The organism is Streptomyces sp. TRM70350 (genome assembly GCF_019219825.1).
In the GTDB taxonomy this organism is placed as follows: domain Bacteria; phylum Actinomycetota; class Actinomycetes; order Streptomycetales; family Streptomycetaceae; genus Streptomyces.
The window spans coordinates 155274-167428 of sequence record NZ_JAHUXH010000014.1 but is presented as its reverse complement, the minus strand read 5'-3'; the positions used below and the strand labels follow the sequence as shown (position 1 = coordinate 167428).

9 protein-coding genes are annotated in these 12155 nt (G+C 73.1%); 4 read left to right on the top strand and 5 right to left on the bottom strand.

Translation table 11 applies throughout. The features are described 5' to 3' along the window. Positions 1 to 85 precede the first annotated feature (85 nt). A complete protein-coding gene (locus KWI83_RS22195) occupies positions 86 to 1780 on the bottom strand; it encodes a lysyl oxidase family protein (protein ID WP_218516119.1) in 1695 nt (564 codons plus the stop codon). A 320-nt stretch (positions 1781 to 2100) separates the two neighbouring features. Between KWI83_RS22195 and KWI83_RS22190 the strand changes: the two genes are divergently transcribed. The 3 genes from KWI83_RS22190 (at position 2101) to grpE (ending at position 5189) form a co-directional block, all read left to right on the top strand. Continuing rightward, positions 2101 to 2847, top strand: a complete 747-nt coding sequence (locus tag KWI83_RS22190) for a hypothetical protein (protein ID WP_218516118.1) — start codon at positions 2101 to 2103, stop codon at positions 2845 to 2847. 144 nt (positions 2848 to 2991) lie between these two features. After that, the gene (locus KWI83_RS22185; protein WP_218516117.1) at positions 2992 to 4647 is read left to right on the top strand and encodes a glycoside hydrolase family 13 protein; all 1656 of its coding nucleotides are present in this window, start codon (positions 2992 to 2994) and stop codon (positions 4645 to 4647) included. 95 nt (positions 4648 to 4742) lie between these two features. After that, the gene (grpE, locus tag KWI83_RS22180) at positions 4743 to 5189 is read left to right on the top strand and encodes a nucleotide exchange factor GrpE (RefSeq protein WP_218516116.1); all 447 of its coding nucleotides are present in this window, start codon (positions 4743 to 4745) and stop codon (positions 5187 to 5189) included. Positions 5190 to 5198: 9 nt separating this feature from the next. On the opposite strand, the gene KWI83_RS22175 is transcribed toward grpE, so the two are convergent. The 4 genes from KWI83_RS22175 to thrS form a co-directional block, all read right to left on the bottom strand. Continuing rightward, positions 5199 to 6272, bottom strand: coding sequence for an aminopeptidase P family protein (locus tag KWI83_RS22175; RefSeq protein ID WP_256362652.1), 1074 nt, complete (start codon positions 6270 to 6272; stop codon positions 5199 to 5201). 473 nt (positions 6273 to 6745) lie between these two features. After that, entirely contained in the window at positions 6746 to 7171 is a 426-nt protein-coding gene (locus KWI83_RS22170; protein ID WP_218516114.1) for a hypothetical protein, read from the bottom strand. 137 nt (positions 7172 to 7308) lie between these two features. Continuing rightward, positions 7309 to 8262, bottom strand: a complete 954-nt coding sequence (locus KWI83_RS22165) for a nucleoside hydrolase (protein ID WP_218516113.1) — start codon at positions 8260 to 8262, stop codon at positions 7309 to 7311. Positions 8263 to 8327: 65 nt separating this feature from the next. After that, complete coding sequence (gene thrS / locus KWI83_RS22160; RefSeq protein ID WP_218516152.1) at positions 8328 to 9557, bottom strand: threonine--tRNA ligase; 1230 nt, start codon at positions 9555 to 9557, stop codon at positions 8328 to 8330. Between the two features lie 355 nt (positions 9558 to 9912). Here thrS and KWI83_RS22155 point away from each other — a divergent pair, with 355 nt between their 5' ends. Next, positions 9913 to 12114, top strand: a complete 2202-nt coding sequence (locus KWI83_RS22155; RefSeq protein ID WP_218516112.1) for an MMPL family transporter — start codon at positions 9913 to 9915, stop codon at positions 12112 to 12114. Positions 12115 to 12155: the final 41 nt, after the last annotated feature.

The following is a 12155-nucleotide window of genomic DNA, read 5'->3' as shown; positions in this document are numbered from 1 at the left end:
ACGGTGGCTGCGCCAGCAGGGGAACGCCCCCGGCGTGGCGGCCGGGGGCGTTCGTCGGGCGGTCATGCGGCGCCGACCGCTGCGGTCACGGGGCGTCGATCAGGCCGTGCGGGGGGACCTTGACCGTGCGGGCGCCCGGTTCGCCGCCCAGGACGACCTTGCGGAGGGCGACGTTGTTGTTGAGGTTGGTCTCCTGCAGGCGCTTCTCCGGGTTGGCGATCACCTGGATGTAGTACGTGCCGTTCGGCAGGTCGGTGATGTCGAAGGACTGGCCGGGACGGTACTGGGTGTACGTGTCGCCGGAGCCGACGTCGAGCACCTCACGTACGGAGATGGAGTTCTGCTGGCCGCACGCGGTCGACAGGTCCGTGTTGTACGGGTGCCAGTTGGCGTTCTTCACCGTGTAGTCGATGGCGTCGGTGTTGGCCAGGCAGAACGCCTCCTTGCCGCTGCGCACCTCCTTGGTCTGGTCCGCGCTCAGCAGCCGGTAGCTGGCGAAGTCCGTGAAGTGCCAGTGCTCGTGCCCGATGCGCGGGTCCCACTCCATGGTGCCGGTGGGCGTGTAGCCGACCTGCTTGCCGTTCGCGTCGTAGAAGTACTGGTACGCGTCCATCAGGTCCGCGCCCGGGCTGCGGAACCCGTCCACGACGAGCGGCGCGGGCCCGGCGTTCCACACGTTCGCGCTGAACGCGAGGTAGTCCTTGCCGGGTACGTCCCCGTCCTCGCCGTCCGTGATGGCGATGTCCCACGCCGGCAGCGACCGCAGGTCGGGCTTGGGCACGCCCGCCGGGACGCCCGCGCGCCCGGTGGGCCGCTTGGCGTTGGGCGTCAGCGCGGGCGCGATCCGCGAGCCGTCGGTGTGTCCCGGCCCGTCGCCCAGGTGCGAGGCGCGCCCTCGGTCCTGAAGCGCGTGCGACAGCTGGGGCGGGGTGGGGGCGTCCGCGCCGCGGGGGCCGTAGTGGTGGGCGCCGTGTCCGCCTGCGGCGCCCGGTCCGCCCGCGGCGTGGCCGCCGTGCCCGCCGTGCCGCGCGCCCGAGCGCGAGGCGGCCGCGCCCTGGCCTTCACCACCGTCACCGACCTGCCGGACGGTCACCTTGATGGTCGGCTGGTCGTTCGGGATGCCGAACAGGTCGCGGTACTTCTTCGCCACCGCCACCTTCGCCGTGTACTCACCGGCCGGCAGATCCACCGGCTTGTCGTAGTCGACGGTGCTGGAGTTGGACGCCCAGCCCTTCTCCACGCCCCACACCGAGCCCAGCGTCCACGGGTTGGTGGGGCAGCTCTCCGGGTAGTGCGAGGTCGCCGGGGCGTCCGGGCGGATCCGGCCCGAGGCGTTGTTCGGGCAGAACGTGCCCTTGGACCGCGCGACCTCCTCGCCGGCCGCGTTCTTGACCGACACCTCCAGGAAGCCGGGCAGCCCGGAGAAGTCCTTCACCAGCCCGGCGGGCAGTTTCCTGGTCTGGACGCTGTTGCCGTGGCGCAGGATCTGCTGGGCGACCACCGGGTTCTTGTACGACTTCCGCGTCACCCTGAACTCCAGCGGCGCGTTGTCGACCGTCACATACGTCCCGAGGTCGAGATAGACCCCGGGCTCCCCCTCCCAGCGGTCCAGCGTCACGGACTTCGACGCGGCGATCAGCTTGAGCTGCGGTGTGCCGGGCGTGGTGCTCGCCGGGTCGGCCCCGGAGGCGACCGCGGCACCGCCGACGACGACGGTGAGCGCGGTGCCGGCGGCGAGCGCCGAACGCTTCACGCGATTGCGGTGTTGCTGACTGGTCATCGGTTCCTCGTCTTCGAGTGCCACCCGTGGGCGGCATCGGACCGGACAGCCCACGTCTCCCCGGCCACCGCTGTACCGGCGCACCCCACGCGCCTGGCGCCCGAGAGTCTGTGAGCATCCTGTGAGACAGGGAAAACCGGTGTGCGGGTTGCCTGTTGGGCCGACGTTCGCGCGAGTCCGGTCCTGAGGGAGCCTGGACGGCCGGCTCCCGCCCCGGCGAATCTGTGCAGGAGCGTCACATCGGCTGCACCCAGTGGCCGGAATCCGTCGTTACCGTTGCTGGCCGTTCGGGGGGCTGTCGACTCAGGAAGACCGCGCGGATGGACTACTGGCGGATGGACTACTGCTCCTCGTGCCGTCGGCATCTCAACGGCGCCCTGGTGTGCCCCGGATGCGGCGCCCACGCCCCGGACGGCGCTCCGGTCACCCGGGCCGGGGCCGAGCCGGAGCCGGTGTACGCCCCGCAGGTGCCGGAGATCGCGGAGGCGGCGCCGTTGCCGGAGGGCCGCGCGGCCCGGCGTCGGCAGCGGGTCCGCTGGAAGAAGAGCCGGCGCCGGGCCCTGGTGGCGACGGCGGTCGCCCTGGCCGGCGGCGGACTGACCCTCACCACCATGGACCGTGGCGCCTCCACCGACCGCGCCCGGGCGGCCGCCGCCCCCGACGAGCTGACTCCGGACACCACGCGGCGGCAGCCGGTGGAGCGCGTACGTCCCAGCCAGCCGGAGAGACAGCGCACCGCGACCGGGCCGAGCGCCCCGCGGTCCCCGGACTCCGACGCCACGACGAGCCGTGCGCAGCAGCGCCCCACCACCCCCGCCCCGCACCACGCGCGCCCGGAGGCGCCGGTCGCGGCCCCGGCGGCACCGCAAGCCCCGCAGCACCGGTCCGTCTCCCCCGTACCCCCGCTCGACACGGCCCCCAGCGTCGCCCCGACCACCCCCCAACCGGACCAGCCCCCGGCCGACACCGGCACCGAGCCCACGGCCCCCGGGACGACGCCGCCCCCCGGACCGACGGCGACGCCCACGTCAACCCGGCTCTGCGTACTGGTGCTCTGCCTGGGCTGACTGACCTGGCATCGGCCCCGGGCTTGCACTGGCCGCCGGACGTCGAACGGCCCGTCCCCACACGCCGAGGTTCACCTTTCCGGGGATGTGGACAAAGTACCCGTATCGTCCGGCGCAGAGCAGCCCACCCCAGGAGGAGCCCGAGTGAGCACTGCCGATCTCTCCCCCAAAAGCCCCGACTGGTGGCGCCAGGCCGTCATCTACCAGGTCTACCCCCGCAGCTTCGCCGACGCCGACGGCGACGGACTCGGCGACCTGAAGGGCATCACCCAGCGCCTCACCCACCTCGCCGCCCTCGGGGTCGACGCCCTCTGGCTCAGCCCCTTCTACCCTTCCGAACTGGCCGACGGCGGCTACGACGTGGCCGACCACCGCGATGTCGACCCCCGCCTCGGCACCCTCGACGACTTCGACGCCATGGTCGCCGAGGCGCACCGCCTGGGCCTGAAGGTGCTCGTCGACATCGTCCCCAACCACACCTCCCAGCAGCACGTCTGGTTCCAGGAGGCGCTGCGCGCCGGGCCCGGTTCCGCCGCCCGGGACCGTTATGTCTTCCGCGACGGCCGCGGCGCGCACGGCGAACTCCCGCCCACCGACTGGCAGTCCGTCTTCGGCGGCAGCGCCTGGCGCCGCGTCCCCGACGGCCAGTGGTACCTGCACCTCTTCGCCCCCCAGCAGCCCGACCTCAACTGGGAGAACGAGGAGGTCCGCGCCGACTTCCGCACCACCCTGCGCTTCTGGTCGGACCGCGGCGTCGACGGCTTCCGCGTCGACGTAGCCCACGCCCTGGCCAAGGACCTCGGTGAACCGCTCCGCGACCTCGGCGCCCCCGAGCTCAGTGACGAGGCCGCCCTCGCGACCCTGCCCCCGGGCAGCCACCCCTTCTTCGACCGCGACGAGGTCCACGAGATCTACCGCGACTGGCGCAAGATCCTCGACGCCTACTCGCCGCCCCGCATGGCGGTCGCCGAGGCCTGGGTCCCCGGCGCCCGCCGGGCGCTGTACGCCCGCCCGGACGAACTCGGCCAGGCCTTCAACTTCGAGTATCTGAAGGCCCCTTGGGACGCCGACGAACTCCGCGAGGTCATCACCGCGTCCCTCGCCACCGCGCACGCGGCCGGGGCCTCCGCCACCTGGGTGCTGTCCAACCACGACGTCATCCGGCACGCCACCCGCCTGATGCTCCCGCCCGGCACGGACGCCGACGCCTGGCTCCTGTCCGGCGGCAACGCGCCCACCGTCGACGCGGCGGCCGGTCTGCGCCGCGCCCGCGCCGCCACGCTCCTGATGCTGGCGCTGCCCGGATCGGCGTACGTCTACCAGGGCGAGGAACTCGGCCTCCCCGAGGTCGCCGACCTGCCCACCGCCGTCCTCCAGGACCCCATCTGGGAGCAGACGGGCCACGTCCGCAAGGGCCGCGACGGCTGCCGGGTGCCGCTGCCGTGGACGACGACCGGTCCGTCGTACGGCTTCGGTGCGGGCGGCGCCTGGCTGCCGCAGCCGGCGAGCTTCGCGTCGTACGCCGTCGAGGCCCAGGACGGGGTCGAGGACTCGACCCTGGAGCTGTACCGCACGGCCCTGCGGCTGCGCCGCAAGCTGCTCCAGGGCGAGTCGCTGACCTGGGCCGACGACACCCCGCCCGGCGTGCTGCACTTCGTCCGCTGCGACGGCTGGCGCTGCCTGGCCAACCTCTCCGGCCGCCCCGTGCCCCTGCCCCCCGGCGATCCGCTGCTGTCCAGCGCCCCCCTGGAGCCCGACGGACGCCTGGGCCCGGACACCACGGTCTGGCTCGGCCGCTGACCCCCTGCCCGGGCAGGCCTCCCCTTGACAAGCCGCGGCCCTCGGCTTACCCAGGGCTGGTAGGCACAGCTCGCTTGGGCGAGGAGGTGGCCGGGATGGCCGGAACCCAGCCCTCCGGCGGGAGCACCCGCGCGGAGCTGGCCGAGCGCACCGCCGACCTGCAACGCGTGAAGGCCGAGTACGACAACTACCGCAAGCGGGTACGGCGGGACCGGCTCGCCGTACGGGAGATCGCGGTGGCCAATGTGCTGCGCGGGCTGCTGCCGGTGCTGGACGCGGTGGACCGGGCGTGCGCGCACGAGCCGATGACTCCGGGGCTGCGGGAGATCACCGAGGCCCTTCAGGAGCAGACCGGCGCGCTGGGCCTGGTGGCGTTCGGGGAGGTGGGCGACCCCTTCGACCCGGCGCGCCACGAGGCGCTCGCCCACCATGTCTCCCCGGCCTGGCCCCGCCCGACCTGCACGGCGGTCCTGCGCCCCGGCTACCGGGTCGGTGACCAGCTGCTGCGTCCGGCCGGCGTGGAGGTCACCGGCCCGGAGTGACCCGTACTCCTACGCCACGACGGCCATCTCGTGCGGCGTGTCGTTCAGCCGCCGCACGCCGTCCTCCGTGCACGTCACGATGTCCTCGATCCGGACCCCGAACCGGCCCGGCAGATAGATCCCGGGTTCCACGGAGAAGCACATCCCCGGCACCAGCGGCTGCGTCTCGCCCTCGACGAGGTACGGCGGCTCGTGGGTGGTGACGCCGATGCCGTGGCCGGTGCGGTGGACGAAGTACTCGCCGTACCCGGCCTCCTCGATCACCGCCCGCGCCACCCGGTCGATCTCCTGGCACGGCACCCCCGGCCGCACCGTGCGCACCGCCGCCTCCTGCGCCACCCGCACGATGTCGTGCACTTTGCGCTCCTCGGCGCTCGGCTCGCCCACGTGCACGGTACGGGTGGTGTCGGAGCCGTACCCGTCCTTGAGCCCACCGAAGTCGAGGACGACCATGTCCCCGTCCTCGATCACCCGGTGCCCCGCCTCATGGTGCGGATTCGCGCCGTTCGGGCCCGAGCCCACGACGGTGAAATCGACCTGACCGTGCCCGTGCTCGCGCAGCAGCCGCGCCAGATCCGCGGCCACGTCCGCCTCCCGCCGCCCCGCGAACCGCACGTCCAGGATCTCCCGGTACGCCGCGTCCGCCGCCGCCCCCGCCGCGGCCAGCCGCTCCACCTCGTGCGCGTCCTTCACCGCCCGCAGCATCGGCAGTACGGCACTCAGCGCGCGGTACGTCGTCAGCGGCAGCGCCTCCTGCAGTCCGAGCAGATGCAGCGCCCAGGTCGCGTCCCCGACGCCGTACCGCCCGCCCGGCCGCAGCAGCCCGGCCGCGGCGGCGTACGGGTCCTGCCCGTCCCGCCACTCCGTCATCCGCACCGCCCCCGCCCCCGGCGCGGCCGCGGCGTCCGGCCGCTCCAGGACCGGGACGAGGAGGCGGGGCTCGGAGTCCTGGGTGAGGACGAGGAGGGTGAGCCGCTCGGTGACCGGCGGCCGGTACCCGCACAGCCACGCCAGGTCCGGGCCGGGCGTGACCAGCACCCCCGACAGCCCGGCGGCGGCCGCGTCATGGGCGGCGCGGCGCATCCGGGTGGCGTAGTCGTGCTCGGTGAAGGCGATGGGGTCGTGGTCGCCGGATGCCACCGGGTGCGCCGGGTGCGTGGGGTGCTCTCGGTGCTTGGGGTGCTCCTGGTGCATGGGGTGCTCTGCGCGGTGCTCTTGGGTGCTGGCGGTGCTGAGGGGTTGGGGGTGCTCCGGGTGCGCGGGGTGCTCCGGGTGAGCAGGGTGCGCGGGGTGCTCTTGGTGACCCCGGTGCTTTGGGTGCGCGGGGTGCTCCTGGTGATGCTGGTGCCCGGGGTGCTCCGGGTGCACCGGGTCCATCGCGCCCATCGGTCCCGCTGTCTCGCTCATCTCGATCCCGCTGTCTCGCTCATCGCCGCCGCCTCGTCGCTCGGCCGTGGCTGTCCGTCGCGGTCCCGTCCATTGGACGGGTTCGGCCGGGTCGGTGCGTGTGCGAACTGGCCCATCCGAGTGATACGGCGGCCGTCCCGCCCACCGCGTCAGTACCGCACCGCCCGCGCCACCTCCGCGCGCACCTCGCCGGACAGCTCGTGTGTGCTGCGGGCCGTGCCCTGCCGGGTCTCCCCGGCCGGCACGTCGGACACGGTCAGCACGACGGCGTCCCGGAAGTCCCCGTCCGGGTCGGTGAAGTTGACCTGTACGGCGAAGGATCTCGTGCTGTCGGCGGTGTTGCGCACACTGACCTCGACGGTCGTCCGCCCGTCCCGCCCGCTCACCGGATCACCGAGCGTGACGTCCTTCGTGACGTCGACGTCCTCCTTGATCTCGTCGATGTCGCCGAACCTGCGGTCCGCCTCCGCCGTGGCGGACGCCCACAGGTCCGCGGCCTGCGAGGCGGCCTCACTGGCCTGCGCACCCGGCCCGTCCTCACCGCCGCCCCCACATCCCACCGTCCCGGCGCCCACTGCCCCCCACCAGGACCGCTGCGACCGCCCACCGCGTCCGGTAACCGGCCATGGCCGCCTCCAGCCCGAAAGGAACTGTCCTCCCCCCAGTGAAGGCCCACCCGGACGCCCTCGCATCCGCGCAGGTCGGCCCGTGGCTACCCCTCCACGGTCGCCAGCCACAGCTTCACGTACCGCTCCTCGTCGATGTCCCACGCCACATCGACCAGCGGCTGTTCACGCGCCTCGCCGTGGATCTCGGACTCACCGGGCCGCAGCCGGAGATCGACGATCGTCTGCCCCCGGGTCGGCCCCGGCGCGAGAGACACCTCGACGGGCAGCTCACGCGTGGTGAGCCCCGCGGGATCGGCGACCGCGCAGACCGCACCGGCATCGCCGAGCCCGCCCGCCGGATCCTCCTCCGTCCCCGGACCGCGATGGGCGAGCAGCTCACCCCCGAGCCGCGCACCCGGCTCGGAGGCGGCCCGCAGCCGCCGTACGTCCGACGCCGGGACGACGACCCGCGTGAACACATCCAGCCCGTACATGGTGATCGGCACCCCGGCGGTGAGCAGAATCGCGGCCGCCTCCGGGTCGTGCCACACATTGAACTCGGCGACGGGCGTCGCGTTCCCGGCGGCCACCGCACCCCCCATGAAGACGATCCGCTCGATGTTGGCGGTCACGTCCGGGTGGGTGCGCAGCAGCAGGGCGATGTTGGTGAGCGGGGCGGTGGGGATGAGGGTGACCGGCCGCGGGGAGGCGAGGATCTCGCGGCGCAGCAGCGTCACGGCGTCCACGTCCACCGGCGTACGGGTCGGCGCGGGCAGCCCGAGGTCGCCCATCCCGTCGTGCCCGTGCACATGCCGGGCGGACCGCGGCGCCTCGACCAGCGGCCGTGCGGCACCCCGGGCGACGGGTACGTCACCGGCGCCGGCCTGCTCCAGCACGGTGAGCGTGTTCCGTACGACGCCGTCCACGTCGGTGTTCCCGGCGACGCAGGTGACGGCGCGCAGGTCGAGCGCCGGGTGCCGTACGGCGAACAGCAGGGCCAAGGCGTCGTCGACGCCGGTGTCGCAGTCGATGATCACCGGGATGGGCTGACCGTTCACGCGGGGCTCCTTCACGCGGGGCTCCTCTCACCGGGCCGGTACGGCCCCTGCCTACGCGAGCGACCCTACGCGGATTCCCACAACGCGGTGCCGCGAGCCGCCACGCGGGCGGCGATCCGGCGCAGCAGTTCCTCCACGCTCAGGCTCCCCATCCGCCGTCCGTCCCGCAGCCGCAGGGCGACCGCCTCGCCCTGGACCTCCCGCTCCCCGACGACGACCTGGTACGGCACGAAGCGCGCGGCCCGGATCCGAGCGCCCAAGGACCCCTGATCGGCCCCGGCCGCCTCGGCCCGCACCCCACAGGCCAGGGCCCGCCGCACGATTTCCTCGGCCCACTCCCGCTGCGCCTCCCCCACCGGCAGCACGACCAGCTGCACGGGCGCGAGCCACACGGGAAACGCGCCCCCGTGCACCTCGATGAGCTGCGCGACGGCCCGTTCCACACTCCCGATGACGCTGCGGTGCACCATGACGGGCCGGTGCTTCCCGCCGTCCGCGCCGACGTACCGCAGCCCGAACCGCTCGGGCTGATGGAAATCGATCTGCACGGTGGACAGGGTGGCTTCCCGCCCCGCCGCGTCCACGACCTGCACATCGATCTTGGGCCCGTAGAAGGCGGCCTCCCCCTCCACGGCCTCGTAGGCCACCCCGGCCGCGTGGAGCACGTCCCGCAACACCTCGGTGGCCCTGCGCCACAGCCGGTCGTCGTCGACGTACTTACCCCCGGCCCCCGGCAACGACAGCCGGTACCGAGCGGCGGAGATCCCGAGATCGGCATACGCCCGCCGCATCAACTCCAGCGCGGCACAGGCCTCGTCGACGGCCTGCTCACCGGTGCAGAAGACATGAGCGTCGTTGAGCTGAATCCCCCGGACGCGGGTGAGCCCACCGAGCACACCCGACAACTCGGCGCGATACATCCCACCCAACTCGGCGATCCGCAGCGGCAGCTCCCGATGACTCCGCGCCCGCGCCCGATAGATGAGCGCGTGATGCGGACAGAGGGACGGCCGCAGCACGACCTCCTCCGCGCCCACCTGCATCGGCGGGAACATGTCGTCGCGGTAGTGCTCCCAGTGCCCCGAGATCTCGTACAGCTCCCGTTTCCCGAGCACGGGCGAGTAGACGTGCCGATACCCGGCCCGCCGCTCGACGTCCCTCAGATACTCCTCCAGCACATGCCGTACGACGGCCCCGTCAGGCAGCCAGTACGGCAGCCCGGCCCCCATCAGCGGATCAGTGCCGAAGAGCTCCAGCTCCCGCCCGAGCCGCCGATGGTCGTACGCGGGCTCCATCGAGTTCACGGGTCTCCCTCTTTCCTGCGTGGGGGGCGAGAACCCGCTGCAACGACCGAAGCCCCGGGTCCCTCACCCCGGGGCTTCGACATCAACTCAGCAGTCAGCGCGCCGGGACACTCTCCGGCGTCGTCGTCACAGACGGACGGGCGCGCTTCATGAGGGGGACGGTATCGGAGGGAGGGACGTCACCGCGAAGGATTTTCGCCCCCCGTCGTCCCCCCGGTGGACCCAGCACCCACCCCGTACTGCGAGGCGAGTACCACCGATTGTCGGCAGGCGGACGACGACAGGACAAGCCGTTCCCGGACAGCCTGGGGCAGACGATCACCCCCAGATGTGGAGACCCCCTGTCGTGGCTACTTTCCTGTATCGAGTGGGCCGTCTGGCCTTCCGGCGGCGCTGGTACGTCGCCCTGGTCTGGGCGGCCGTCCTAGCCGCCGTCGGGCTGGGCGCCCTGAAGGCCCCGGGAGCCTCCGACGAGGAGTTCTCCATGCCGGGCATCGAGTCCCAGAGGGCGTTCGACCTGATGGAGGAGCGCTTCCCCGGCGCCTCGGCCGACGGCGCGACCGCGCGGGTCGTCTTCGTCGCGCCGGGCGGTGAGAGGGTGACCGCCGCCGACAACAAGAGGGCGATCGAGAAGACCGTGGCCGAGCTGGGCGACGGCACACAGGTGGCGAGCGCCGTCGATCCGTTCCAGGCGCGGACCGTCGGCGCGGACGGTACGACGGCGTACGCCACCGTCACCTACAAGGTCGCGGCGAACGACCTCACCGACGCGAGCCGGACGCAGCTGGAGCGGGCCATCGACGAGGCCCGGGAAGCCGGGCTCACCGTCGAGGCGGGCGGGACCGCGATGGCGGACGACGCCGGTGCGGGCGGGCTCGCCGAGGTGATCGGTATCGCGGTGGCCGCGGTCGTCCTGCTCATCACCTTCGGCTCCCTGGCCGCCGCCGGACTGCCGCTGCTGACCGCGGTGATCGGCGTCGGCATGAGCATGGCGACCATCCTCGCGCTGTCCAGCGCCCTCGGCCTGTCCACCACGACCGGCACCCTCGCGATGATGATCGGCCTCGCGGTCGGCATCGACTACGCCCTGTTCGTCGTCTCCCGCTACCGCGAGGAACGCGCCAAGGGCCGTACGCCCCAGGAGGCGACCGGCATGGCGGTCGGTACGGCCGGTTCGGCGGTCGTGTTCGCGGGGCTCACCGTCGTCATCGCGCTGGCCGGGCTCGCGGTGGTCGGCATCCCGATGCTCACCAAGATGTGGCTCGCCGCGGCGGGCGCGGTCGTCGTCGCCGCACTGATCGCGCTGACGCTCGTCCCGGCGTTCCTCGGCTTCTGGCCCAACGCCGTGCTCACCCGGCGCGCCCGCAGGAGTGGCCGTATGGAGGGGAGCGGCGAGACCAACGGCGGCACCCGCTGGGCGCGCTTCGTGCTGCGCCGCCCCCTGCCCGTACTGCTCCTCGGAGTCGTCGGCCTCGGCGCCCTCGCGGTGCCGGTGACCGACCTCCAGCTGGGCATGCCCGGCGACGAGGCCAAGCCGACCTCCACCACCGAGCGCCGCGCCTACGACGCGCTCGCCGAGGGCTTCGGGCCGGGCTTCAACGGCCCGTTGACGATCGTCGTCGACGCCGAGGGCGCCGCCGACCCGAAGAGCGCGGTCCGGGCGGTCTCCCAGGAGATCGGCGCCACGAAGGGCGTCGTCTCCGTCTCCCCGGCCCGCTTCAACGACGCCGGTGACACCGCGGTCTTCTCGGCCGTACCGTCCACCGCGCCGACCGACGAGCGGACCAAGGACCTGGTGAACACCATCCGGGACGAGCGTCCCGGGGTCGAGTCCGAAACCGGCGCGACCTTCGAGGTCACCGGCACCACCGCCCTGAACATCGACATCTCCGACAAGGTGCAGGCCGCGCTGGTCCCGTACCTGATCGTCGTGGTCGGCCTGGCGATCGTCCTGCTGCTGGTGGTCTTCCGCTCCCTGCTCGTCCCGCTCAAGGCGGCCCTCGGCTTCCTGCTGTCGGTGCTGGCGTCCCTCGGCGCGGTCGTGGTGGTCTTCCAGCAGGGCCACGGCGCCGAACTCCTGGGCGTGGAGCAGACCGGCCCGATCACAAGCCTGATGCCGATCTTCCTGGTGGGCATCGTCTTCGGCCTGGCCATGGACTACGAGGTCTTCCTCGTCTCGCGGATGCGGGAGGCGTACGTCCACGGCGAGCGGCCCGGCCAGGCGGTCACGTCCGGATTCCGGCACAGCTCCCGGGTGGTCGTGGCCGCCGCCCTGATCATGATCGCGGTCTTCGCCGGGTTCGTCGGCGAGAGCGACTCCGTGATCAAGATGATCGGGTTCGGACTGGCCTCCGCCGTCCTGTTCGACGCGTTCGTCGTCCGCATGGCGATCGTGCCCGCCGTACTCGCCCTGCTCGGCGCCAGGGCCTGGTGGCTGCCGGGCCGGCTCGACCGGCTGCTGCCCCGCGTCGACGTGGAGGGCGAGGCGCTCAGTCGGCGGGCGGAGGCGGATCCGGCACCGGCCGACCTTGAAGTGGCGCGCATCTGAGAGGCCTCACAGGGACCGCCCGTGACGAAGGACACGGGCGG

Excerpts from the sequence above, each read along its gene's own strand:
- KWI83_RS22195 (WP_218516119.1), bottom strand. The coding sequence starts at position 1,780 with ATGACCAGTCAGCAACACCGCAATCGCGTGAAGCGTTCGGCGCTCGCC.
- KWI83_RS22190 (WP_218516118.1), top strand. The coding sequence starts at position 2,101 with ATGGACTACTGGCGGATGGACTACTGCTCCTCGTGCCGTCGGCATCTC.
- grpE (WP_218516116.1), top strand. The coding sequence starts at position 4,743 with ATGGCCGGAACCCAGCCCTCCGGCGGGAGCACCCGCGCGGAGCTGGCC.
- KWI83_RS22175 (WP_256362652.1), bottom strand. The coding sequence starts at position 6,272 with ATGCGCCGCGCCGCCCATGACGCGGCCGCCGCCGGGCTGTCGGGGGTG.
- thrS (WP_218516152.1), bottom strand. The coding sequence starts at position 9,557 with ATGGAGCCCGCGTACGACCATCGGCGGCTCGGGCGGGAGCTGGAGCTC.